Origin of the sequence: Saccharothrix sp., from assembly GCF_031180885.1 — a bacterium.
In the GTDB taxonomy this organism is placed as follows: Bacteria; Actinomycetota; Actinomycetes; order Mycobacteriales; family Pseudonocardiaceae; genus Actinosynnema.
Genome location: NZ_JAPSLK010000076.1, coordinates 1 through 24,129, shown reverse-complemented (window position 1 = coordinate 24,129; position 24,129 = coordinate 1). Strand labels below are relative to the sequence as shown.

Genomic DNA, 24,129 nt, shown 5'->3' with positions numbered 1-24,129 from the left:
CCGCACGGCTGGTGGAGGTGCGGCATGACGACGGCCACCGCGGTCGTGACCAAGACCGTCGCCGGGCGGGTCCGCGACCGGGCCGCGGCCAACCCGGACGCGGTCGCGTTGCGCGCCAAGGACTTCGGCGTCTGGCAGGAGGTCACCTGGAAGGAGTACTGGGCGAACGCCGAACTCGTCGGCCACGCCCTGCTCGCCCTGGGCGTCGACCCCGGCGACCGGGTCGCGATCCACTCCGAGAACCGCCGGGAGTGGCTCTACGCCGACATCGGCACCACCGCCGTCCGGGCGATCACGGTGGGCCTGTACCCGACCAACCCGGCCAGCGAGGTCGCCTACCTGCTGTCCCACTCGGGCGCGCGGGTGCTGGTGGCCGAGGACCAGGAGCAGGTCGACAAGGCGCTGGCGGTGCTGGACTCCCTGCCGGACCTGGAGAAGATCGTCTACCTGGAGCCGCGCGGCATCCGGCACCGCTATGACAACCCGAAGCTGATGGCGTGGGACGACTTCCTCGCCCTGGGCGCGGAGCACCGGGACGCCCATTCCGGCGCCGTCGAGGAGCGGATGCGGCAGGTCGAGCCGGACGACGTGCTCACGTTGATCTACACCTCGGGCACCACCGGGCCGCCCAAGGGCGCGATGCTCACCGTGGCCAACGTCGAGTTCGCCATCGAGACGCTGGTTGAGGGCGGCGGGTTCACCTCGCCGCCGCCGTCGCCCAAGGACGTAACCCTCTCGTACCTGCCGCTGTGCCACGTGGCGGAGCGGATCTTCACGACGTGGTTCAGCGCGTCGGCGGGCGTCCAGGTGCACTTCGCCGAGTCGATCGAGACCGTGCAGCCCAACCTGCGCGAGGTGCAGCCGACGATCCTGTTCGGCGTGCCCCGCATCTGGGAGAAGGTGCTGGCGGCGGTCACCATCGGCGCGTCCTCGGCGACCTGGCTCAAGCGCGTCACGACGAAGTTCTGGCTGCGCGTGGCCGACCGGATCGGCGAGGAACTGGTGCGCACCGGCGGGAAGCACACCGCGGCCACGCGGCTGAAGTACGCCCTGGGCTGGGTGTTCTGCTACCGGGCGCTGCGCACCCGGATCGGGATGCGCCGGGTCCGCTACGCCGCGTCCGGGGCCGCCCCCATCGCGCCGGAGGTGCTGAAGTTCTTCATGGGCATCGGCGTGCCGATGCACGAGGTCTACGGCATGACCGAGAACTCCGCGATCGCCACCGCGAACCGGCCCGGCCGGGTCAAGGTCGGCACCGTCGGCGAGCCGCACGACGGGGTCGAGCTGCGGATCACCGAGGACGGCGAGATCCAGACCCGCCACGCGGGCACGTTCAAGGGCTACTGGCGCGACGAGGACGCGACCCGGCGGGCGCTCACCGAGGACGGCTGGCTGCACACCGGGGACGTCGGCGAGTGGGTCGACGGCACGCACGTGCGGATCACCGACCGGATGAAGGACATCATCATCACCGCCGGCGGCAAGAACGTGGCCCCGTCGGAGATCGAGAACGCCCTGAAGACCTCGCCCTACATCAAGGAAGCCGTGGTCGTCGGCGACCAGCGCGCGTACCTGGTCGCGCTGATCGGCATCGAGTACGACACGGTCGGCCACTGGGCCCGCGACCGCAAGATCGCCTACACCACCTACCGGGACCTGGCGGAGAAGGCAGAGGTGAAGGAACTGGTGCAGGGGATCGTCACGCGCGTCAACGAGAAGTTCGCGTCCGTCGAGCAGGTCAAGAAGTTCCGGATGCTGCCCAAGGAACTCGACCACGAGGACGGCGAGCTGACCGCGACGCAGAAGGTCAAGCGGTCCGCGCTGGCCAAGGCGTTCGGTGACCTCGTGGACGACATGTACTCGGGAGGTACCCGGTGAGCGAGTTCCTCCAGAGTCTGATCCGCGGGTTGGGCACGGGGTCCATCTATTCGTTGCTGGCCCTGGGTTTCGTGATCATCTACAAGTCGACGCGGGTGATCAGCTTCGCGCAGCCGGCGTTCATGCTGGCGGGCGCGGTGCTGGTCAGCTACCTGGCCACCGAGGTCGGGTTCTTCGTGGCGGTGCCGATCGCGGCGGTGCTGATCGCCGTGCTGGCGCTGGGCGTGGAGCGGACCGTGCTGCGTCCGATGATCGGCAAACCGGTGTTCGTGGTCGCGATCATCACCATCGGCGTGGACGTGGTGGTGCGGGTGGTGACCAACGCGTTCATCGGCCTGGACGTGCGGCAGGTCGGCGACCCGTGGGGCCTGTCCACGGTGTCCCTGCTGGGTGTCGAGGTGCAGGAGCGGTACCTGGTGATGTTCGGGACCACCGCGGTGGTGGTGGCCGTGCTGTTCGCGTTCTTCCGGTTCTCCCGGGTCGGGTTGGCCATGCGCGCGGTCGCCTATGACCAGGAGGTCGCGATGGCGCAAGGGATCTCGGTCGGATCGGTGTTCGCGCTGTCGTGGGCGATCGCGGGCGGGCTCGCGGCGCTGGCCGGCGTGTTCGTCGCCACCGGGGCCGGTGTCGATCAACAGTTGTGGATCATCGCGCTGAAAGCGCTGCCCGCCATCATTCTCGGTGGCTTGGACTCGCTGGGCGGCGCGGTCGCCGGCGGGTTGGCCGTGGGGGTCGTGGAGTCGTTGGTCGGCACCTACCAAGGAGACGTGGCGCCCTGGCTCGGACCCAACTTCGCCCTGGTGGCGCCGTACGCGCTGATGCTGGTCGTGCTCCTCGTGCGGCCCTACGGGTTGTTCGGCAGCAAGGAGGTGGAGCGGCTGTGAAGGGTCTCAAGGGACGTCCTGAGCTGTACACCTCTTATGCGCAGGACATGGCATTCTTGAACACCCGTCCGAAGCGGGCGTGGACCGGGGCGTTGGTGGTGTTCGCGCTGCTGATGCCGTTCGCGGTGACCGACGACCTGTTGATGTTGCTGGCCACGGGGTTCGTGGCGGCGATCGGGGCGATCGGGCTCAACATCGTGACCGGGTACGCGGGCCAGGTGTCGTTGGGGCACGCGTTCTTCCTGGCGATCGGGGCCTACACCGGTGCGGCGCTGTCCGGTGATCCGGACGGGCGGGTGTTGGGGTTCGGCATCACGTCGTTGCCGGTGTGGTTGCTGGCTTCGGGGTTGGTGGCGGCGTTGTTCGGTGTGATCGTGGCGCCGTTGGCGGTGCGGTTGCGCGGGCTGTACCTGGCGATCGTCACGCTGGGGCTGGTCTTCCTGGGAGAGCACATCTTCCGGGAGTGGGACGACCTGACGGGCGGGCCGGGGGTCGGTCGGCCGGCGGCGGTGCCCGAGGTCTTCGGGGTGCGGTTGGACCGGCCCAGCGAGTTCTTCACCGGTCCGCAGCAGCTGTACCTGCTGATGTTCGTGCTCCTGGTGATCTTCGGCGTGCTGGCGCGCAACCTGGTGCGGTCGCGGATCGGGCGGGCGTTCGCCGCGGTCCGGGACCGGGACCTGGCCGCGGCGGTCATCGGCGTGGACCTGACCAAGTACAAGGTGCTGGCGTTCGCCATCTCCTCCTTCTACGCCGGGGTCGCGGGCGCGCTGCTGTTCGTGGTCAACGGGTTCTTCGACCCCGGTTCGTTCAACCTGTTGCTGTCGGTGCAGTACATCGCGATGGTCCTCATCGGCGGTGCGGGCACCATTTCGGGGGCGGTCATGGGCGCCCTGTTCATCACGCTGCTGCCGCGCATCACCCGGGAACTGCCCACGGTGCTGCCGTTCATCAGCTCCGATGCGACGGGTGCGATCACGGTGTTCCAGGTCGAAGCGGTCCTGTACGGGCTGCTGATCGTGGTGTTCCTCATCGTCGAGCCACGCGGCCTGTTCGGGATTTGGGTGCGTGTCCGCAACTACTGGCGCACCTGGCCTTTCTCGTACTGAAAGGGTGAAACGGATGTCCGCACGCTCCGCACGGCCGGCACGTTCGGCAGGTTCGGCACGCAGTCACAGGGCGGTGCTCGTGTTGTTCTCGGCGTTGGCGCTCACCGCCGCGGCCTGCCGGGGAGGTGACGGCGCGGCGCCGGCCGAGGGCAAGGGCGGGGTCAAGGTCGACTTCGGCGTGACCGGCGAACCGTGCCCGCAGACCGGCCACAGCGACCGCGGCTGCATCTACCTCGGGTCGATCTCGGACCTGACGGAAGGGCCTTTCAAGACGTTGGCGGTGCCGATCACCGACGCGCAGAAGGCGTTCTGGAAGCGCGTCAACGACCAGGGCGGGATCGGCGGCTACGACGTGGACGTCACGTCCTACGTCAAGGACAACAAGTACAACCCGCAGATCCACAACCAGGTGTACCAGGAGATCAAGGGCAAGATCCTGGCGCTGGCGCAGACGTTGGGCTCGCCGACCACCGCGGCGATCCTGCCCGACCTGGAGAACACGCAGATGGTGAGCGTGCCCGCGTCGTGGACGTCGTTGTGGGGTCACGAGGAGGTCGTGCTGGAGTCCGGCACGAACTACTGCCTGGAGTCGATGAACTCGGTCGACTACGCGGTGGAGAAGCTGGGCGTCAAGAGCGTGATGGCCGTGCACCTGCCCGGTGACTACGGCGACGACGCGGCAGCGGGCGCGAAGATCGCGGCGGAGAAGCGCGGCGCCACGTTCTCGTCCGTGGTGACCCAGACGGGCCAGGACAACCAGGGTGGCGCGATCGACGCGATCGTGTCCGGGAAGCCGGACCTGGTGATCCTGACGACGGGCCCGACGGACGCGGCGGTGATCATCGGCCAGACCGCGGCCCGTGGCTACAAGGGCAAGTTCATCGGCACGTCGCCGACGTGGAACCCGGGTCTGCTGAAGTCCCCGGCCGCACCGGCGATCAAGGCGCTGTACTACCAGTCCGCGCCCTGGAAGGCGTGGCAGACCGACTCGATCGGGCACAAGGCGATGCGCGACGCATTGCCGAGCGTGACGCCGAACGACGGCTACACGGCCGGTTGGGTGTGGTCGTACCCGTTGAAGGCGGCGCTGGAGAAGGCGGTGGCGAACAAGGACCTGACCCGGGCCGGGTTGCTCAACGCCGTGCGGCAGCTGGACTCGGTGGACTACGAGGGCATGCTCCCGTCCGGCTCGGGCAAGTTCTCCGGCAGCCCGAACGACGGGGTGGTGCGGCAGAGCCTGATCTACAAGCCGGACGACGCGGCGCCGACCGGGGTGAGCCTGGTGGAGGACTTCTTCGTCGGGTCCACGGCGAAGGACTTCAAGTTCGAGAAGCCCTGCTACCAGTGATGTGACCCCCGGGCTCGGGCCGGCTCTCTTCGAGCCGGCCCGAGCCTCTTCGGTGTGGTCGACTCAGCCGGCCGGGATGAGCCGGGCTTCGGCCCACACCGCGATCCGCTCGGGTCCGGGGCAGCGGGTGCCGTCCCCGTCGGGTGGCTCGACGCCGATGGTGATGCTCTTCGCGCCCGCGATCGACACGTCCACGGGTTGTGGCGCCTTGCCGACCGTTTGGTATTCGGCGATTCGGTTGCCATCGGCCAGGATGAAGAAATCGAGCGGTTTGGTGACCGCGGAGTTCCCCGCGATCGCCACCTGGGCGGTGATCCGGCCGAATTGGCCGTCAAGTGTGAAACCCAGTTGTGCCGTTCCGCACCATGCGCCGGTGGCCGACCACGCTTTGTCCCGGGTGTTTCCCCGGATGTTCGCCGGTCCCGATGTCCATGGGCCCTTGTCGTACCGGTCGTCCACCGATGTGCTGTTGGTCGGTGTGCGATCAGCCAGCCAGAAGGCGTTGGGATCCGGGTCGTACGTGGTCGTGGTCGTGGTGGCGGTGGCCCGGGTGGACGGCGCCTCGACGGAGGACGCCACGGACGTGGGTTCGGGCACGAGTTGCGTGCCCAGCCAGATCCCCACCACCAGGACCGCCACACCGGCGACGGACAAACCGACTAATCGGCCAGTGGCCATGCTCGTGTGCCCTTCGGGTCAAGACGTGAGTGGAACTCCCGACCGACCCGTGCCCCCACCACGGATCTCAATTGGTGCGGAAGAGTAGCAGCAATCGGCGGAAGTGCAACGCCCGCGAAGTCCGCCGAATTGCGGTGCGGCTCGGTGCGACGAGTTGGCAGAATGTTCATTTTGGTCCCGCGGCCCTTCCGAGGTCGAAAAGCGGGACCGCCGGGTGTCGGGTGCGTGCCCAAGAGGGCAGTCAGGTCTGCACGTTGGTCTGTCGTGGTGACGGGTGTCCCGACCCCGTCCACCCACCACAGTGGGGGCGTGATCCACGAGGTAGACGAGGCTCTTCGGCGGATGGTCCGGGACGACGCGTTGCGTGGTACCGACGTGGAGGTCGCGTTCGACGCGCCCACCAAGGACTGGGCCGCTCGGCGGAACGCGCCCACGGTCAACGTCTACCTCTACGACATCCGTGAGGACCTGCGTCGGCGGCAGCGTGGGCTGCTCAACGACTACGAGAACGGACAGGTGGTCTCGCGGCGGTTGCCGCCCCGCCACATCAAGCTTTCCTACCTCGTCACGGCCTGGACCCAGCGGTCCGAGGACGAGCATCGGTTGTTGTCCGAGTTGTTGGTGGGGTTCTTGCGGCACGAGGCTGTGCCGCCCGAGTTGTTGACGGGGAGCCTTGCCGCCCTTGAATTGCCGGTGCCGATGACGGTGGCGTTGCCGCCGCCGGAGGATCGGGCGTTCGCCGATGTCTGGACGGCGTTGGGCGGGGAGTTGAAGCCGTCGTTGGACGTGGTCGTGTCGGCGCCGGTCGACTCCGGGCGGGTGTTCCCGGCCGGGCCGCCGGTGGAGGAGGGGGTTCGGTTGGACATGGGGGGCGACTCGGTTGGGCACCGGCCCGCGATCACGCGCAGGCACTCGTGAACACCGGGAGCCTGCCGCACCTGTTTTCCCGGCTGGCCGCGTTGGAGCGGCGGATTCGGGAGGCGGTGGCCGCTCGTCGGCAGGCCGATCCGAACCCGGACGACCCGTTTCGCGGGCTCTACCTGTCGGACGAGGCGATCGAGGCGTTGTTGGCCTCGCGGCGGGAGCCGTTCGTGCCGTTCCAGTCCACGGCCACGGCGGGGCGGCTCGGGGCGTTGGCGGAGGTCGCCGGGCTGTCCGATTTGGACGTTGAGCTGTTGTTGGTCGCGCTTGCGCCGGACGTGGACAGTCGGTTCGAGCAGTTCTACGGGTATTTGAACGATGACGTGACTCGGCGGCGGGCCACGGCGGGGTTGGCGTTGCGGTTGTGCGGGTTGCCGGAGGCGGCTGCGGCCGGGCGGTCCCGGTTGGATCCCGGGGCTGAGTTGGTGGCGGCCGGGCTGTTGGTGGTGGAGGACCGGGAGCGGCCGTTCCTGTCGCGGTCGTTGCGGGTGCCGGATCGGGTGGTCAACCACCTGTTGGGGGATGACCGGCCGGATGCCGGGCTGACCGGGGTGGCGCGGGTCGTCGACGAGCCTGCGGTGGTGGCTGAGGTCGGGTGGTTGGTGCAGGGGTTGTGCGCCGGGGTTCGACTCGCTTACCTGCGGGAACGGCCCGGTGGAGGGGCGGCTGAGGTCGCGGCGGCGGGGTTGCGGCAGGCCGGGTTCGAGGTGGTGGAAGTCGATGCGGCGCGGTTGCGGGCCGAGCCGGATCACGCGGCTTTGGCCAAGGCCGTGCTGCGGGAAGCGGTGCTGCGCGGGGCGGGTGTGGTGCTCGGTCCGGTGGAGGACGAGCCGCCGTTGCGGGAGTTGAGCCATCCGTCGGTTCCGCTGGTGGTGCACGGGACCGAGATCTGGAATCCACAGTGGAGTGTCGAGCCGCCGTTGGTGCGGGAGGCGGTTGCTCTGCCGGTGGCGTCTCGGGCGCAGTTGTGGCGGGACCGGTTGGGGGGTCGGCTGGCGGCTGGGGTTGATCCGGCGTCCGCTACCGCGCATTTCGTGTTGGGGCCGCAGCAGATCGCTCGGGCGGCGCAGGCGGCGTCGGTGTCCGCGTTGGTGGACGGGGGTGTGGTGACCGTCGAGCACCTGCGGGCGGGGGCGCGGGGGCAGAACGCGGCGGGGTTGCAGCGGTTGGCGCGGCGGATCGAGCCGGCGGTGTCGTGGGACGACCTGGTGTTGCCGGGTTCCGTGGTGGGGTTGTTGAAGGAACTCGCGGCGCGGGCGAAGCACCGGGGGCGGGTGATCGACGAGTGGCGGATGCGGCCCGGTGGTGGGCGTGGGCGTGGGGTGACCGGGTTGTTCGCGGGGGATTCCGGCACTGGTAAGACGATGTCGGCCGAGGTGATCGCGGCCTCGCTGGGGCTGGACCTCTACACCGTGAACCTGGCGACGGTGGTGGACAAGTACGTCGGTGAGACCGAGAAGAACCTGGAGCGGATCTTCACCGAGGCGGCGGGCGTCAACGGGGTGCTGCTGTTCGACGAGGCGGACGCGATCTTCGGCAAGCGGTCCGAGGTGCGCGACGCGCACGACCGGTACGCCAACATCGAGAGCGCGTACCTGTTGCAGCGCATGGAGACCTTCGACGGCATCGCGGTGCTGGCCACCAACCTGCGGGCGAACCTGGACGAGGCGTTCACCCGCCGGCTGGACGTGGTGGTCGACTTCCCGGTGCCCGACGAGGAGCTGCGGCGGGCGCTGTGGGACAAGTGCCTGGGCGCGACCGTGCCGCGCACCGACGTGGACCTGGACTTCCTGGCGGGGGCGTTCGAGCTGGCCGGCGGGCACATCCGGTCGGCCGCGGTGACCGCCGCCTACCTGGCGGCCGAGGCCGGGCGCCCGGTGGGCATGGCGGAGGTCGTCGGCGCGGTGGCGCGGGAGTACCGCAAGCTGGGCCGGCTGGTCGGCGCCCGCGAGTTCGGCCCCTACCTGGACCTGGTGGTGGCGTGACTGCCCGTTCGGGCAGCCGAGTCGGCCCCTGCGCGTCTTCCACTGCTCGGGCGCGCGGGTGGATGCTCGACACCTCTTCCGGGGTGTGAGGGGCGAAGTCATGCGCGGACATGAACACGAGGGCGAGGCCGCGTTCCGCCCGCGGGGCGACCGGCCGGAGCGCGAGGAGCACGACCTGATGGGCAAGGCGGCGGCCGCCGGGCGCGCCGACGTGCTCGGCCCGGCCGGGATGCTCGGGCTCCAGCGGACGGTGGGCAACGCGGGCGCGAGCGCGGTGGTCGAGGAGGAGTCGCCGGTGCACGGTGTCATCCGGTCCGGCGGCGCGCCCCTCGACGCGGGCGTGCGCGAGGACATGGAGGCCCGGTTCGGCACGGACTTCTCCGGGGTCCGCGTGCACACCGGCGGCCAGGCCAGCGAGTCGGCGAAGTCGGTGAACGCGCAGGCCTACACGGTGGGGGACAACATCGTCTTCCAGGACGGGAAGTACGACCCGGCTTCCGATTCCGGCAGGCACATGCTGGCGCACGAGCTGACGCACGTCGTGCAGCAGCGCAACGGACCTGTGGACGGCACTGATGCCGGTGGTGGTGTGAAGGTCAGCGACCCGTCGGACCGGTTCGAGCGGGAAGCCAGTGCGAACGCCGACCGGGTCATGTCGGCTCCCGCGCCGGCGCCGGCCGTGCAGCGGCACGAGGACCACGCGGGCCACGACCACGTCCAGCGGGAGGAAGCGCCTGCCGAAGAGGAAGCGCCGGAGGAGGAAGCCGCCCCGGTGCAGGGGATGTTCGTGCAGCGGCAGGACGACGAGGCCACCGAAGAAGAGTGAGTTGCCCGTTGGGGCAGCTTTCCGCTCCCCCCGGCACCGCCCGGTGGGCGTTTCGCAGGCGGGGTCACCACCAGCAACATCGTCAGCACAGCCGGTTCCACACGCGACTTGGGAGGCAACGCAATGCCCACCTATCTCTCTCCGGGGGTGTACGTCGAGGAGGTGGAGGCGGGTGCGCGGCCCATCGAGGGCGTTGGCACCGCCGTCGCCGCCTTCGTGGGTTTCGCCGCGCGCGGCCCGTTCAACACGCCGACGCTGGTGTCCAACTGGGCCCAGTACACCCAGACCTTCGGCGACTTCCTGGAGGACAGCTACCTCGGGCAGTCGGTCTACGGCTTCTTCCTCAACGGCGGCACCAACTGCTACGTGGTCCGCATCGGCGGCGAGCGCGGCAACGGCAACGGCTCCGCGCCGTCCGGCCCGCAGGCCGTCCTGGGCAACTACCGCGTGGCCGCCAAGGAGCTGGGCGCGGCCGATATCACCGTCGAGGTGGCCGACGCGACCGGCGAGAACCCGCCGGACGACCGGTTCACGCTGCTGGTCAAGCAGAACGGCAAGGTGGTGGAGACGCACAACGTGTCCACCAAGCGCACCAAGGACAACGTCGTCACGGTCGTGCGGGAGAAGTCGAACCTGATCACGATCGAGGAGACCACCTCGACCGCGCTGGCCAAGCCGGACAAGGGCAGCGTCACGCTGCAGGACGCGCCCGCCGCGCCGCCCGTGCCGCGCAAGGTCGCCGCCGACGACTACGTGGGCGACGTCGCCGACCGGACCGGGTTCGGGGGTCTTGAAGCGCTCGAAGAGGTCACCATGGTCTCGGTGCCCGACCTGATGAGCTCCTACCAGCGCGGCGCGATCACGCTGGAGTCGGTCAAGGCCGTGCAGCTGGCGATGATCGCCCACTGCGAGCTGATGGGCAACCGGATCGCGATCCTCGACCCGCCGCCGGGCCTGAACCCGCAGCAGGTCCGCGACTGGCGGCAGAACGTCGCCGGCTACGACTCGAAGTACGCCGCCCTGTACTACCCGTGGGTCAAGGTGTTCGACCCGGCCAGCGACGAGCACGTGTTCGTGCCGCCGAGCGGGCACATGGCGGGCGTGTGGGCGCGCACCGACGGCACGCGCGGCGTGCACAAGGCGCCGGCGAACGAGGTCGTGCGCGGGGCGGTGGCGCTGGAGACCCAGTTGACCAAGGCCGAGCAGGAGCTGCTCAACCCGATCGGCGTCAACTGCATCCGGTCGTTCCCCGGGCGCGGCATCCGGGTGTGGGGCGCGCGGACGCTGTCGTCGGACCCGGCGTGGCGCTACCTGAACGTGCGGCGGCTGTTCAACTACCTGGAGGACTCGATCCTGCTGGGCACGCAGTGGGTCGTGTTCGAGCCGAACGACGACGCCCTCTGGGCGCGGATCCGGCGCACCATCAGCGCTTTCCTGGTCACGGAGTGGCGCAAGGGCGCGCTGTTCGGGCTCACCCCGGACGAGGCGTTCTACGTCAAGTGCGACCGCGAGACCAACCCGGCCGAGAGCATCGACCTCGGCCAGGTCGTGTGCGAGGTGGGCATCGCGCCGGTGAAGCCCGCCGAGTTCGTCATCTTCCGCCTGGCGCAGGTCTCCGGCGGCACCAGCCTGGTCAACGAGTAAAGGCGGTAACCAGTCATGGCCCTTCCCGACCTCGACACGTCCGTCGGCCACTCGTTCGGGCTCGAAGTCGACGGCGTCGCGATCAAGCAGATCTCCGAGGTGTCCGGCTTGAAGATGGAGCAGGACGTCATCGAGCTGAAGCAGAACACCAACGACGGCAAGTACATGATCAAGAAGCTGCCGGGGCGGCCCAAGGCGGGCGAGGTCACCCTGACCCGCGGCCTGACCGCGGACAACAGCTTCGAGAAGTGGGTCAAGGACTCGCACTTCGGCAAGATGGGCAACGCGCGCAAGGGCGGGGCGATCATCGTCTACGACTACGAGGGCCAGCCGATCAAGCGGTACAAGCTGACCAACGCGTGGCCGAAGTCGTTGGAGATCGGCACGTTGAAGGCCGGCGACACCAGCGTCCTGACCGAGAAGCTCGTGATCACCTACGAGCAGATGGAAATCGAGTGACGCCATGCGCAGGGTGATGGCCGCCGTTCCTCCCGCTCCCGTCGATGCCGCGCCCGAGCCGGCGCCGATGCGGACGGAGTTCAACTTCGAACTGCCGCGCGGTTACGTCGACGACGCCGGCGTCGTGCACCGCACGGGCGTGATGCGCCTGGCGACGGCGCGCGACGAACTGGTGCCGCTGCGGGACGACCGGGTGCGGGAGAACGCGGCCTACCTCACCGTGGTGCTGCTGGCGCGGGTGATCGTGCGGATCGGCACGGTGACCGACGTGCACGCGGGGGTCGTGGAGAACCTGTTCGCGTCGGACCTGGCGTTCCTGCAGGACATGTACCGGCGGATCAACAGCGAGGGGCACACCCGGGCGGCGGTGGCCTGTCCGGAGTGCGGGCACGGGTTCAGCGTGGACGTCGCGGGCGGGCGCCTGGGGGAATCGTGACGTACGCGGCCGACCGCCTCCACGAGGAGGTCGCGTACGTGGCGTACCACTTCCACTGGTCGTGGGAGTCCATTTTGGACATGGAACATGCGGACCGGTTGCGGTACGTGGCGGAGATCGCGCGGATCAACACGAGGATCAGTCAAGGGCGGTGAGGACGTGAAGTGGCCGTGGCGCAAGCAACCGCCTGCGCCCGCACGCGCCGAACCGGTGGTGCGGGGGGAGTGGCGGACGTTGCCGCCCATCCAGCGGGTGCTTCCCGAGCACCCGTTGGTGAACCCCGTGCAGCGCTTTTCGGACACCCTGACGTCGTGGCAGTCGCCGGCGTACTTGGCGCCTTTGGTCCACGACGTGGCACCTGGCGAGCCGTCCGGCGTTGTGGAGGGTTTGGCCACTCCGGTGCCCGGTGTACCCATGCCGCTGGCCACACCACCGCCCCGCAAGCCCCGCGGGTCGGTGGTGCAGCGCTTGTTGAACTTCATGCCGTCCAACGAGCCGTCCGTCGAGGCGTCCAACGAGCCGTTCGTCGAGCCGTCCTTCGAGGCGGAGCCGCAAACGCCCAACACGCCCCCGGCCACCCCGACTCCGTCGACCGCACCGCTCCCAAGCCCAAAGCCACCCGCCGCTCTCAACGTGCAAACCACAGCTGTGCGCTCCCCTGCCCCACGCCCAGCGACCCCAGTCCAGCCAGCCACCGTTTCCCCGGCCACTGTTCCGCCGGCCACTGTCCCGCCGGCCACCGTGTCGCCGGTCGACCGCCCGCAGCCCGATCCAGCAGCAGACTCGCCGCCGGCCGACTTGCCGCTGGCTGACCCCCAACCGACCGATGCGCCGCCGATCGACTCGCCTCCTGGGGACTCGCCTTTTGGTGACTCGCCGCTGGTCGTGTCGAGGATGGCCGAGTCGCCACAGCCTTCTTCCCGAACGCCCGAAAATCCGCAGGTCGGGTCAGCGCAGCAGGTGGAGTTGCCCCGGAGTGGTTCGCCGACGGTTGGCTCGACTCCGGCTGATCCGGCTGCTGTCTCCTCGCCGCCGGTTGTTTCGCGGTCGGTTGAGTCCCCTCCGGCTCAGTCGGCACCCGTTGTGGGGCTCTCTCAGGGGCTGGCGGGTCCGACATCGCAGCGAGCATCGGCCACTTCGGCGAAGGCGGTGGAAGCGGCACCGGCCCTTCCACGGTCGCTCTCGGTGGAGCCTGTGCCAGCGGTTCCCGAGACGGTCCAGACACTCGTTGCCCCCACGGCACCCACCACACCCGCCGCACCCGATCTGGCGGATGCAGCCGATTCGGCCGCTGCACCCGATCCGGTCGCCGCTCCCGAATCGGTCGCCGCACCTGACCCGACTCCAAGCAGCGCCGCCGCAACGAGCACGGCCGCGACGATCGGGGTATCCGAGCCAATCGGCCTGTCCGTCGCCTCGGCCCCGGACAACTCACCTATCGCGCCTACTCCGACCTTCTCGTCCACGCCCACGCCCACTCCGGACTCCTCATCCACCGCGTCCACCTCTGCCCCAAGCGCCTCTGCCTCAACCTTCTCGCCCAGCGCCTCGACCCCAACCTTCTCGCCCAGCGCGCCCGCTACTGCCTCCTCGCCCAAGGCCTCGGTTCAGACCTTCCCGTCCAGCACGTCCGCTCCCTCCTCCCCACTCAGCGCATCGGCCCCGGCCTCTCCGCCCGTTGCCTCTGTACCCGTTGGCCCTGTGCCCGTTGCCTCTGTGCCCGTTGGCTCTGGGCCTGTTGCCTCTGCCCCGACCTTGGCGACCAGTGCCTCCACCTCGCCCGGCTTGCCCGGCATGGCAGCCCTGGCCGACTCGCCCATCGCGTCCGCGTCAGCCGGCTCGCCCGGCCCGGCGGCCCTGGCCGACTCGCCCGTCGTGTCCGCCTCGGGTGGCTCGCCGAGCACAACCGCTCTCGACAACTCGGCCGGCGCGTTCACTCCGGTCATCTCGTCCAGCGCCTCGGCCACGGCTGGCTCGGCCGATGCACCTGTCGTGGCCAGAGCGGTCAGTGTGCCGGTTGTGGCGAGGACGGTTGGTGCGGAAGTTGCCGAGAAGGGCGCTGCGCCGGTTGCCGGGGTGGGCGGTCTGCCTCTTGCTGGAGTGGCTGGTTCGCCGGTTGGCGGGGCGGTCGTTCAGAGGGCGGGTGTGCAGGCGGCGGGTGTGCAGAGGGCGGCCGTGCAGAGAGTGGTGGGGGAGTCCAGGGATGTGGCGGGTGGTGAGGGTGCTCCGCCCGAGGGTGGCGTGGTGCCGACGTTGGGTGTCGGGTTGCCGGTTGTAGCGCCCGCCCCGGCGAGCCCTCCGGCCATCAGGTCCCATCCGCAGGGGCGGGTGGGGCTGGGGTTGCCTCGGGTTGGGGGGTCGTCCAACGGGCCGCCGGCTCAAGCGCAGCGCGTGCCGTCTTCGGGCGGGGATGCGGGTGGGCCGGTGCTGGGGATGGCATCGGCCTTGCGTGTGCTCTCGCAGCAGCCGAGCGGGTTGGGGCTGCCTGAGGTGGGGCGGGAAGTGGTGCAGCGGGTGGAGGCGGTTCCCGAGACGCCATCGGCACCCGAGCCGGAGCCCGTGCCGCAGCTGGGGCAAGCACCACAAGAAGCGCAAGAAGCGCAAGCACCACAAGCACAACAAGCACAGCAACAGCAGCAGCAAGCGGTGGAGCCTGAGGAACTGCTCAAGAAGCTCTACGACCCGCTCCTCCGCCGCCTCAAAGCCGAACTCTGGCTCGACCGCGAGCGCCGAGGACTGCTGACCGACCGGTGGCACTGAGAGGAGCGGCGCGATGGCCGACGTGGAAGAGGCGGTTGCGGTGTGCTTCGTCGTGCGCATCGACGACGAAAGCCTCGGGTCCTTCAACAGCTGTGACGGGCTCGGCGTGGAGTTCACCGTCGAGCAGCGCGAAGAAGGCGGCAACAACGGGATGGTGTGGCAACTCCCCACCCGCATCAAGTACTCCAACGTCAAACTCTCGCGCCCGGTCACCAAGGACAGCGCCAAGATCATCAAGTGGATCGCGGGCATGGCGGCCGGCATCGCGCGCAAGACGGCCGTGATCGAGGCCCGCACGCTCGAAGGGACCGTGATCGCGAGCTGGGCGCTGTCCGGAGTGGTGCCGGTGCGGTGGAGTGGTCCGCAACTCTCCGCGGACTCGCCGAAAGTCGCCACCGAGACCCTCGAACTCGCCCACCACGGCTTCCTGACCTCGGCGAGGTGACCCGAAGATGGCTTCCCCGATCACGTTCACCTCCGCCGGTACCACCACGGCGACCTCCTACGCCGCCCCCACCAACCTCCAGAAAGCCACCCTCGCCGTCCACGAACCGCCCAAGGCCGGCGGCGCGGCCAAGCCCGGCGGGTTCCTCTACGACATCACCTTCCAGTTCAACCCCAAGGAACTCACCCTCACCAAGAACGCCAAGTGGGAACGCAGCCGCCAGCCCAACAACGCCAAGTCCGGCCCCCCGGAGTTCAAGGGCCCCGACCCCTCCAAGCTCGCCCTCGAACTGTTCCTCGACGCCACCGAGCGCATGGACGACAGCGTGGTCCGCAAGGTGGAGCAGCTGTTCGCGTGCTGCGTGCCGACCCAGGACAGCCGCCAGCACGGCAAGGGCTCCCCGCCGTGGGTGATCTTCAAGTGGGGCGGTATGACCGGGTTCCCGTCGTACGTCTCCAGCGTGACCGCCAAGTACACCCTCTTCACCCCGGCGGGCACGCCCGTCCGCGCGGTGTGCACGGTGAACCTGGAGGAGATCTCCGGCGAGCAGGGCGGTCAGAACCCGACCTCGGGCGCGCTCGCCGCCCGCGACTCGCACGTCCTGGTCGCGGGCGACACCCTCCAGTCCCTGGCCTACAAGGCCTACGGCAACGCCGAGATGTGGCGGGAGATCGCCGTGGCCAACGACATCGACGACCCGATGCGGTTGCGGCCGGGCACGCGCCTGCTGGTGCCCGCGTTGGAGGAGATCCGCGATGGCCAATGAGAGCTTCGCCAACTCCCTCGTCGTCGAGGTCGAGTCCGCGCCGCTGCCCGAGGACGTCAAGCCGCTGCTGACGCACGCGTTCGTGGACGACAGCCGCAACCTGCCGGACGTGTTCGTGCTGCGCTTCCGCGACCCCGGCCACGTGGTGCTGGAGAAGGGGAAGTTCAAGATCGGCGCGAACATCGCGCTGAAGGTGCAGACCTCCGACCCGGGTGGCCCGCAGCTGCTGATGAGCGGCGAGATCACCGCCGTCGGCGTCGAGCTGGACAGCGGCGGCACGTTCACCGAGGTGCGCGGGTACGACCTGGCGCACCGGCTGTTCCGGGGCCGCCGCACGGCCGCCTACCCGAACATGACCGTCGCCGACATCGTCCGCAAGGTCGCGCAGCGGGCCAAGATCCCGGTCGGCGAGATCGACGACGTGAAGGGCTTCAGCGGCAAGCCGAACACCCAGGTCAGCCAGGACAACCTGAGTGACTGGGAGTTCCTGTCCCGCATCGCGGGCGCGGTCGGCGCGCAACTGGCCGTGGTCGAGGGCAAGCTGAACTTCCAGCTGCCCGACAAGCCCACCGGCGCCCCGGAGCGCAACGCCAAGGCCAAGAGCAACCCGCTGGTGCTGGAGATGCACCGCAACCTGCTGTCCCTGCGGGCCGCGGTCACCGCCGCCGAGCAGGTGCCCGAGATCAACGTCCGCGGCTGGGACTTCGAGAACAAGAAGGCCGTCACCGCCACCAAACCGCCGGAGATGCTGGGCACGGAGATCACCGGCGTCGACCCGAAGGCCCTGGCCGGCAAGTTCGAGGCGCCGCCGTTCCTGGCCACCGGTCCGTACCGGGGCCAGGGCGAGGTGGACGCGGTCGCCGCCGCGCTGAGCACCCAGCTCGGCGGCGCGTGCGCGGAACTGGCCGGGGTCGCGCGCGGCAACCCCAAGCTCAAGGCCGGCACGGCGGTGGCGCTGACCAACATCGGCGACCCGTTCGCGGGCAAGTACACGCTCACCAGCACCCGGCACCTGTTCGCCGAACAGGTCGGCTACACCACGGAGTTCACCGTGTCCGGCCGCCAGGAGCGCTCCCTGTACGGGCTGGCCAACAGCGGCCCGGGCGGGCAGAAGGCCGGTGGCCTGGTCCCGGCGGTGGTCACCGACATCCGCGACCCGGCGAAACTCGGCCGGGTCAAGGTCAAGTTCCCGTGGCTGGCCGAGGACTTCACCAGCGGCTGGGCGCGGACCGTCCACACGGGAGCCGGGGCGAACCGGGGTTCGCTGGTGCTGCCCGAGGTCAACGACGAGGTCCTGGTCGGCTTCGAGCACGGCGACTTCGACGCCCCCTACGTCCTCGGTGGCCTCTACAACAGCAAGGACGCCACGCCGAAGCTCGCCAAGGACCCCGTGGACGACGGCACCGGCGAGGTCACGACCAGGGGTTTCGTGTCCCGCAAGGGTCACAAGGTCGAGTTCGTGGAGGACGAGGGGATCGTCATCTCCAGCGGGGACGGCGAGTTCGTCGTCAAGCTCGACCAGAAGGCCCAGGTCATCGAGGTGACCAGCGGCAAGTCGGTGACGGTCAAGGCGCAGAACGGGATCACCATCGACTCCGGCTCCGGACCGCTGGAACTCAAGGGCCAGAAGATCACCGCGCAGGCCCAGACCGACGTCGAGGTCAAGGCCGGCACCCAGCTCAAGCTCAACGGCACGTCCGGCGTGAAGGTCGAGGGCGCGACCGTGTCCGTTGCCGGGCAGGGGCAGACCGAGGTCACGGCCAGCGGCGTGCTCACCGTGCGCGGCAGTCTCGTGAAGATCAACTAGAGGGGAGGCGGACATGCCGGCAGCGGCGAGGGTGGGCGACCCCACCGGGCACCCGGGGGTCGTCGGGCCGCCGGGCGTGCCGACCGTGCTGATCGGCGGGATGCCGGCGGCGGTCGTCGGCAACCCGCACGTGTGCTCGTTCCCCGGCGTGCCACCGCACCCGCCGAGCGTGCTCGTACCGCCCGGCTGCCCGACCGTGCTCATCGGCGGCCGGCCCGCGGCGCGCATGGGCGACATGTCCGCCTGCGGCGCGCCGGTCGTCATGGGCTGCCCGACCGTCATGATCGGAGGATGACGTGGACTTCGTCGGACGCGGCTTGGCCTTCCCGGTGCACACCGACGCCACCGGCTCGGTCGCGCTGGTCGGCGGCGACCGGGAGGTCGTGGAGAGCATCCGGCTGATCCTGGCCACCGCGCCGGGCGAACGGCCGATGCGCCCGGAGTTCGGCTGCGCCATCCACGACCTCGTGTTCGCGCCCGCCGACGCCGCCACCGCCGGTCGCATCGCTTACGAGGTGAGGATCTCGCTGGAGCGCTGGGAACCGCGCATCGCGCTCGCGGACGTGTCGGTCGGCTTCGACGAGGTCGACCAGGGGACCCTGCTCATCGACATCCGGTACTCCCTGCGCGGCACCAACGACCCGCGCAACCTGGTGTTCCCGTTCTACGTCATCCCGCCGCACGAGGCCGACGAGGAGGGCGCCTGATGTCGATCCCCGTGCCGAACCTGGACGACCGCCGCTTCCAGGACCTGGTGGACGAGGCCAAGCGCCGCGTCCAGCAGCATTGTCCGGAGTGGACGGACCACAACGTGTCCGACCCCGGCGTGACGCTCATCGAGGCGTTCGCGCACATGGTGGACGAGGTCCTGTACCGGCTCAACCGCGTGCCCGCGCTGCACTACCTGAGGTTCCTGGACCTCATCGGGGTCAAGCTGTTCCCGCCCACCGCCGCCCGCGCCGAGGTCACCTTCTGGCTGTCCGCGCCGCGCGACGTGCCGGTGGTGGTGCCGTCGGGCGCGCAGGTCGCCACCGAGCGCAGCGAGATCGAGGACCCGGTCGTGTTCACCGTCGACCGCGAGCTGTCGATCGTGCCGTGCGAGCTGAGGTTCCTGGTCACGGCGTCCGCAGACCCGAACGTGCCGCCCGCCGACCGCACCGACGAACTCCACGACGGCAAAGCCCCCGAGTGCTTCAGCGACCCGCCCGCGCCCGGCGACTCCGTCCTCTTCGGACTGTCGGACGCCGTGCCGGGCTGCGCGGTGCTGCTGCGGGTCGAGGCGCACGCCGAGGGTCGGGGCGTCGACCCGCGCCGCCCGCCGTGGGTGTGGGAGGCGTGGAACGGCACCGGGTGGACGGCGTGCGAGATCGACCGCGACTCCACGGGCGGGTTCAACAAGCCCGGTGACGTCGTCCTGCACGTGCCGCGCACGCACACCGCGTCGGTCATCGCGCGCCAGCGGGCCGGGTGGCTGCGCTGCCGGGCCGTGGAACCGGCGCCGGAGCTGCCGTTCTACCAGAAGCCGCCCAAGCTGCTGGCCGTCACCGCGGCCACGATCGGCGGCACCACCGAGGCGACGCACGCGGACATCGTGCGCAACGAGACGATCGGCGTGTCCGAAGGTGTTGCGGGACAACGGTTCGCGCTCACCCGCACGCCGGTCGTGGTGGACGAGGGCACGCTGGTGGTCGAGGTCGCCACGCCGGACGGCTGGGAGCGGTGGACCGAGGTCCGGTCGTTCGCCGAGTCCGGGCCGCGCGACAAGCACGTCGTGCTGGACCGGGTGGGCGGCGAGGTGATCTTCGGCCCGGCGATCCGGCAGCCCGACGGCAGCGTCCGGCTGTTCGGCGCGGTGCCGGCGAAGTCGGCGGCGATCCGGGTGCCCGAGTACCGGACCGGCGGCGGGCTGCGCGGCAACGTGGCGCGCGGGTTGTTGCAGGTGCAGCGCGACCCGGTCCCGTTCGTCAGTTCGGTCACCAACCGCGAGCCCGCGAGCGGCGGGGTGGCGGGGGAGTCGGTGCAGGACGCGTCCCTGCGCGGGCCGTTGGTGCTGCGGACCCGGGACCGGGCCGTGACTGCCGAGGACTACGAGCTGTTGACCCGCGAGGCCGCGCCGGAGATCGCGCGCGTGCGGTGCGTGCCGGCCGGGCAGGGCTCGGCGGCCGTGCGGGTGCTCGTGGTGCCCGCGGTCGGGGTGAACGAGGAGGCCGATTTCGGGGCGCTGCAACCGAACGCGGAGGTGCGGCAGCGGATCGAGCGGTTCCTGGACGAACGCCGCTGCATCGGCGCCCGGGTGTCCGTCGAACCGCCGTACTACCAGGGCGTCACGATCGTCGCGCAACTGCGGTCGCGCGCCGGCACACCCGAGGACGTGCTGCGGACGCGGGCGGTGCAGGCGTTGTACGAGTACTTCAACCCGATCAGCGGCGGTCCGGACGGCGACGGCTGGCCGTTCGGGCGACCGGTGCAGTCCGGCGAGGTCTACGCGGTGCTGCAACGGGTTCCGGGTGTCGAGCTGGTCGAGGACGTCAAGTTGTTCGGGGCGAACCCGGTGACCGGCGAGCGCGGCAACGCCGTGCCGAGGCTGGACCTGCCGCCCAACGGGCTCGCGTTCTCCTACGGGCACCAGGTGCGGGTGACGCGATGAGGATCGGCGGACCCACCCTGCCCACGCCGCACCCGCTGGCCGACCGGCTGCCCGCGGTGTACCTGGAGGACGACTTCACCCAGCGCTTCCTGGCCGCGCTGGACGAGGTGCTGGCCCCGGTGTTCACCGCGCTGGACGGGTTCGCGGGCTACCTGGACCCGAAGGTCGCGCCGGAGGACTTCCTGGACTGGTTGGCGCACTGGGTGGCGCTGGACGTCGGCGAGGGCTGGTCGGTGCTGCAACGCCGGGCGCTGGTGGCCAACGCCGTGCAGTTGCACCGGTGGCGCGGCACGCGGCGCGGGTTGATCGCGCACGTGCGGCTGCTGACCGGCGGCCAGGTGGAGGTCGTGGACAGCGGCGGCTGCACGTCCTCGGACCGGCCGGGCGCGCCGCTGCCGGACACCGGTCCGGCGCGGGTGGTCGTGCGGGTGCGGGTGGCCGACCCGGGCGCGGTGGACCGGGTCCGCCTGTCGGCCGCGATCGCCGCCGCGGTGCCCGCGCACGTGGTGGTGGAATTGGAGGTTGGGGGACTGTGATCGTCTGTGCGCAGTGCGGGGAGCGCAACGCCCGGGGTGCGGAGTTCTGCGGGTCGTGCGGCACCTACTTGGAGTGGGAACGCACCCCGGCCGCCCAACCGGTGCCCGGCCCACCGCAGAACCACCCGCCCCAGGGCCAGCCGGGACAGGGGCAGCCGGTGCAGGGGCAGCCGGTGCAGGGTCGGCCCCAGCCCGGCCCGGGGTGGGCCGGCCCGGGCCAGAGCGGTTCCGGGCCGCCTCCGCCGGGATGGGCCGGGCCGGGCCAGAGCGGCCGGGGACCCGCCGCGCCCGGCTGGACCGGGCCTGGCCAAGCCGGGCCGGGGCAGACCCCGCCGGGGTGGGGCGGCCCCGGGCAGAGCGGTTCGGGTCAGCCCGTGCCGCCTCAGGGACCGCCGCAGGGACCGCCGCCGCAGCAGCCGGGGGCCATGCAGCCCACCGACGAGCGCCGCACCCCGCCGCCCCCGCGCCCCCAGTACACCGAGCGCCGGCAACCCCAGCCCGGTGACCTGATCTGCGGCCAGTGCGGCGAGGCCAACCCACCGACCCGGAAGTTCTGCGCCCGCTGCGGCGAGAAGCTGGCCGACGCCCAGGTGGTGCCGGAGAAGTGGTGGCGCCGCTTCATCCCGCGCCGCGAACCCGCCAAGGCCGGCACCCGCCACCGCCGCCGCACCTCCGTCGGCCGCACGGTCGGCCGCGTGCTGCGCTGGTCGCTGGTGGTCGCCCTGCTCGGCGGCCTCGGCCTCTACGGCCTGCACGGCCAGTTCCGCAGCGCCGTCAACAACCAGGCCCTCGGCGCCGTCAGCACGGTCAAGGACTGGTTCAGCAACGAGGCCAAACCGGTCCGCCCCAACGACGTCACCGCCAACGTCGCGAGCCCCGACCACGGTGCGGGCCTGGCCGCCGACAACAACAAGGCCACCTACTGGTCCGCGCCCCTGGAACCGACCGCACCCGCCCTGGTGCTCAAGTTCGACCGGAAGGTGGACCTGGCGCAGGCGATGTTCCTGGTCGGCATCCCCGACGCGTTCCAGACCGCGCACCGCCCGGACAAGGTGCACCTGGTCTATTCGAACGGCAAGACCCAGGACCTCAACCTGGTCGACCTGCCCGAGCCCAAGGCCGTGAAGCTGGAGGGCGCGCAGGGCGTCGAGTGGGTCGAGGTGCACGTCAAGTCGGTGCACCGGTCGTTGCAGGGCAACGAGGTCGCCATCTCCGAGATCGAGCTCTTCACGGTGGAATGAGGCACAAGTGATCGGACGGACGAGCAGGACGACCGCGGTGGCCCTGGTCGGCGTGCTGCTGGGCGCTGCCCTGCTCGCCGACCGCCCCACCGCCGCCGCCCAACCCGAACCGCTCAAGCCCTACCGGATCGGTTTCAGCCGGGTCGTGTCGGAGGCCGGTGGAGACCTGTGGAGCACCGACTCGCGCGGCGGCAACCCGCTGCCCACCACGACGGGCGGCCGGCCCCACGACACCGACCCCGCCTACTCGCCGGACGGCAGCCGTCTGGCGTGGACCGCCGTGCAAGGTGAGGGAACCGAGGTCAGGGTCGCCAACGCGGACGGCACCAACCAGCGCTCCCTGGGGCTGGGCCGGGACCCGACGTGGTCCCCTGACGGCACCCGCATCGCCCTCACCGCCGGGAACGTGGTCCGCATCCTGCGCGTGTCCGACGGGGCCGTGCTGGACACGATCCCGTTCCCCGACCACCTGACCGGCAGCGACAGCCAACCCGCGTGGTCCCCGGACGGGCGGGGCATCGCGTTCGCCCGGTACGCGGAGGCCGTCGAGGTCCCGCTGGTCCACCCGCGCTCGGTCGGCGCGTCCACCCCGCTGGGCGGCGAGTTCACCACCAGCGCCACCCTGCGCACCCCGGACGTCCCGGCCCGGCCGGAGATCATGTTCCTGCTGGACACCACGGGCTCGATGGGCACGGCCATCGGCGCCGTCCGCACGAACCTCGGCGAAGCCATGCGGCAGATCGCGGAGAAGGAACCGCTGGCGCGCTTCGGCATCGCCGGCTACCAGGACGCCTCCGACGGCGAGGACCTGCGCTACCACTCGGCCACGGCGCTGACCACCCGTGAAGAAATCCAAAAGATCCTGGGTGACGAGGAGAAACTCGAGATCGGCTGGGGTGGCGACGGACCCGAGGACTGGTTCAACGCGCTGCACCGGGTCACGCAGGACGGGATCTTCACCGAGCCGGGCACGAGCCGGATCGTCGTGGTCGCCGGCGACGCGCCCAGCCACAACCACCCCGACAAGTGCGGCGACTACGACGGTCCGAACGAGTGCCCGAGCGACTACCCGTACTGGGAGGAGGCCACGATCGAGCGGGAACTCAAGGCCCTGGGCATCCACCTGATCGCGGTGCCCGTGGTGCTCCCGCCCGGCACGCCCGACGACCCGGAAGCGCTGAACGGCCGGAAGCAGGCGAGCCGGCTCACCGACGCCACCGGCGGCGTGCTCACCGAGGGCTACCTGCCCGACCAGATCGTGGCGGGCATCCAGCACGGCATCTCGCGGCTGCCGGTCACCGTGACCCCGCAGGCGTACTGCTCGAACGGGGTGTCCGTCGAGTTCACCCCGCCGTCGGCCACCGTGCCGGGCAACACCGACGTGACGTTCCAGGAGACCGTCCGCCTGCGCCCGCCCGACCCCGGTGTCGCCGCGGTCGGCGACGAGCACGAGTGCCGGGTGGAGTTCCTGTTCGACGGCGCCCGACCGGGTCGGCCGCACACCCAGACGATCCGGGTCACCGAGGTCGCCGGCGGGAACCCGACCGTCGTCGTGAACGGCGACACCGTCGTCAGCCAGGCGGGCACGCCGGTCGCCGTCCCGTTCACCGCCACCGCCAAGACCGCCGACGACGAGCCCCTCACCCCGACCTGCGACGCCACGCCGGGGCAGCTGTTCCCGGTCGGCGTCACCACCGTCACCTGCACCGCGAGCGACGGCCCTCGCCGCAGCAGCGCCAGTGCGCCGGTCGCCGTGGTCGTC

At 70.5% G+C, this 24,129-nt stretch carries 23 protein-coding genes and 1 pseudogene; 21 read left to right on the top strand and 3 right to left on the bottom strand.

Annotated features, from left to right (window positions below; genetic code table 11):
- The first annotated feature begins 24 nt into the window (after nucleotides 1-24).
- From RIN75_RS40415 to RIN75_RS40400, 4 genes are all read left to right on the top strand, one after another.
- Nucleotides 25-1,878: an AMP-binding protein gene (locus RIN75_RS40415; protein ID WP_309117403.1), complete on the top strand. Its 1,854-nt coding sequence runs from the start codon at nucleotides 25-27 to the stop codon at nucleotides 1,876-1,878.
- Nucleotides 1,875-2,762: a branched-chain amino acid ABC transporter permease gene (locus tag RIN75_RS40410; RefSeq protein ID WP_309117402.1), complete on the top strand. Its 888-nt coding sequence runs from the start codon at nucleotides 1,875-1,877 to the stop codon at nucleotides 2,760-2,762. The genes RIN75_RS40415 and RIN75_RS40410 overlap by 4 nt, the downstream gene beginning before the upstream one ends.
- On the top strand, nucleotides 2,759-3,868 hold the full coding sequence (locus tag RIN75_RS40405; RefSeq protein ID WP_309117401.1) for a branched-chain amino acid ABC transporter permease: 1,110 nt from the start codon (nucleotides 2,759-2,761) through the stop codon (nucleotides 3,866-3,868). Before RIN75_RS40410 ends, RIN75_RS40405 begins: the two co-directional genes overlap by 4 nt.
- 73 nt (nucleotides 3,869-3,941) lie before the next feature.
- Entirely contained in the window at nucleotides 3,942-5,216 is a 1,275-nt protein-coding gene (locus RIN75_RS40400) for an ABC transporter substrate-binding protein (protein WP_309117400.1), read from the top strand.
- 63 nt (nucleotides 5,217-5,279) lie between these two features.
- On the opposite strand, the gene RIN75_RS40395 is transcribed toward RIN75_RS40400, so the two are convergent.
- A complete protein-coding gene (locus RIN75_RS40395) occupies nucleotides 5,280-5,675 on the bottom strand; it encodes an NPCBM/NEW2 domain-containing protein (RefSeq protein ID WP_309117399.1) in 396 nt (131 codons plus the stop codon).
- A 528-nt stretch (nucleotides 5,676-6,203) separates the two neighbouring features.
- On the opposite strand from RIN75_RS40395, the gene RIN75_RS40390 reads away from it, so the two are divergent.
- The 7 genes from RIN75_RS40390 (at nucleotide 6,204) to RIN75_RS40360 (ending at nucleotide 12,320) form a co-directional block, all read left to right on the top strand.
- The gene (locus RIN75_RS40390; protein WP_309117398.1) at nucleotides 6,204-6,812 is read left to right on the top strand and encodes a DUF4255 domain-containing protein; all 609 of its coding nucleotides are present in this window, start codon (nucleotides 6,204-6,206) and stop codon (nucleotides 6,810-6,812) included.
- Nucleotides 6,809-8,800 (top strand): ATP-binding protein, encoded by a 1,992-nt coding sequence (locus tag RIN75_RS40385; protein WP_309117397.1) that lies wholly within the window; start codon nucleotides 6,809-6,811, stop codon nucleotides 8,798-8,800. Before RIN75_RS40390 ends, RIN75_RS40385 begins: the two co-directional genes overlap by 4 nt.
- A 100-nt stretch (nucleotides 8,801-8,900) precedes the next feature.
- On the top strand, nucleotides 8,901-9,626 hold the full coding sequence (locus tag RIN75_RS40380; RefSeq protein WP_309117396.1) for a DUF4157 domain-containing protein: 726 nt from the start codon (nucleotides 8,901-8,903) through the stop codon (nucleotides 9,624-9,626).
- Between the two features lie 123 nt (nucleotides 9,627-9,749).
- Nucleotides 9,750-11,270, top strand: a complete 1,521-nt coding sequence (locus RIN75_RS40375) for a phage tail sheath subtilisin-like domain-containing protein (protein ID WP_309117395.1) — start codon at nucleotides 9,750-9,752, stop codon at nucleotides 11,268-11,270.
- A gap of 15 nt (nucleotides 11,271-11,285) precedes the next feature.
- Nucleotides 11,286-11,729, top strand: a complete 444-nt coding sequence (locus RIN75_RS40370) for a phage tail protein (protein ID WP_121227453.1) — start codon at nucleotides 11,286-11,288, stop codon at nucleotides 11,727-11,729.
- A 4-nt stretch (nucleotides 11,730-11,733) separates the two neighbouring features.
- On the top strand, nucleotides 11,734-12,165 hold the full coding sequence (locus tag RIN75_RS40365) for a hypothetical protein (RefSeq protein WP_309117394.1): 432 nt from the start codon (nucleotides 11,734-11,736) through the stop codon (nucleotides 12,163-12,165).
- Entirely contained in the window at nucleotides 12,162-12,320 is a 159-nt protein-coding gene (locus RIN75_RS40360) for a DUF6760 family protein (protein ID WP_121227457.1), read from the top strand. The genes RIN75_RS40365 and RIN75_RS40360 overlap by 4 nt, the downstream gene beginning before the upstream one ends.
- 939 nt (nucleotides 12,321-13,259) lie before the next feature.
- Here RIN75_RS40360 and RIN75_RS40355 read toward each other — a convergent pair.
- Together RIN75_RS40355 and RIN75_RS40350 are read right to left on the bottom strand one after the other, a co-directional pair.
- Nucleotides 13,260-13,763: a hypothetical protein gene (locus RIN75_RS40355; RefSeq protein ID WP_309117393.1), complete on the bottom strand. Its 504-nt coding sequence runs from the start codon at nucleotides 13,761-13,763 to the stop codon at nucleotides 13,260-13,262.
- Nucleotides 13,764-13,772: 9 nt separating this feature from the next.
- Entirely contained in the window at nucleotides 13,773-14,132 is a 360-nt protein-coding gene (locus tag RIN75_RS40350) for a hypothetical protein (RefSeq protein WP_309117392.1), read from the bottom strand.
- 457 nt (nucleotides 14,133-14,589) lie between these two features.
- On the opposite strand from RIN75_RS40350, the gene RIN75_RS40345 reads away from it, so the two are divergent.
- The 10 genes and pseudogenes from RIN75_RS40345 to RIN75_RS40300 all read left to right on the top strand — a co-directional run.
- Nucleotides 14,590-14,925, top strand: coding sequence for a hypothetical protein (locus RIN75_RS40345; protein ID WP_309117391.1), 336 nt, complete (start codon nucleotides 14,590-14,592; stop codon nucleotides 14,923-14,925).
- Nucleotides 14,926-14,938: 13 nt separating this feature from the next.
- Nucleotides 14,939-15,370 (top strand): phage tail protein, encoded by a 432-nt coding sequence (locus RIN75_RS40340; protein ID WP_309117390.1) that lies wholly within the window; start codon nucleotides 14,939-14,941, stop codon nucleotides 15,368-15,370.
- 7 nt (nucleotides 15,371-15,377) lie between these two features.
- Complete coding sequence (locus tag RIN75_RS40335) at nucleotides 15,378-16,136, top strand: LysM peptidoglycan-binding domain-containing protein (RefSeq protein ID WP_309117389.1); 759 nt, start codon at nucleotides 15,378-15,380, stop codon at nucleotides 16,134-16,136.
- Entirely contained in the window at nucleotides 16,126-17,943 is a 1,818-nt protein-coding gene (locus tag RIN75_RS40330; RefSeq protein ID WP_309117388.1) for a VgrG-related protein, read from the top strand. The genes RIN75_RS40335 and RIN75_RS40330 overlap by 11 nt, the downstream gene beginning before the upstream one ends.
- A 13-nt stretch (nucleotides 17,944-17,956) precedes the next feature.
- Nucleotides 17,957-18,238 (top strand): PAAR domain-containing protein, encoded by a 282-nt coding sequence (locus tag RIN75_RS40325; RefSeq protein WP_309117387.1) that lies wholly within the window; start codon nucleotides 17,957-17,959, stop codon nucleotides 18,236-18,238.
- Nucleotide 18,239: 1 nt separating this feature from the next.
- A complete protein-coding gene (locus RIN75_RS40320; RefSeq protein ID WP_309117386.1) occupies nucleotides 18,240-18,650 on the top strand; it encodes a GPW/gp25 family protein in 411 nt (136 codons plus the stop codon).
- Complete coding sequence (locus RIN75_RS40315; protein ID WP_309117385.1) at nucleotides 18,650-20,590, top strand: putative baseplate assembly protein; 1,941 nt, start codon at nucleotides 18,650-18,652, stop codon at nucleotides 20,588-20,590. The genes RIN75_RS40320 and RIN75_RS40315 overlap by 1 nt, the downstream gene beginning before the upstream one ends.
- The gene (locus RIN75_RS40310) at nucleotides 20,587-21,126 is read left to right on the top strand and encodes a phage tail protein (protein ID WP_309117384.1); all 540 of its coding nucleotides are present in this window, start codon (nucleotides 20,587-20,589) and stop codon (nucleotides 21,124-21,126) included. The genes RIN75_RS40315 and RIN75_RS40310 overlap by 4 nt, the downstream gene beginning before the upstream one ends.
- Nucleotides 21,123-22,367, top strand: coding sequence for a zinc ribbon domain-containing protein (locus RIN75_RS40305; protein WP_309117383.1), 1,245 nt, complete (start codon nucleotides 21,123-21,125; stop codon nucleotides 22,365-22,367). Before RIN75_RS40310 ends, RIN75_RS40305 begins: the two co-directional genes overlap by 4 nt.
- 7 nt (nucleotides 22,368-22,374) lie before the next feature.
- Nucleotides 22,375-24,129: pseudogene (locus tag RIN75_RS40300) on the top strand (hypothetical protein); the annotation flags it as partial.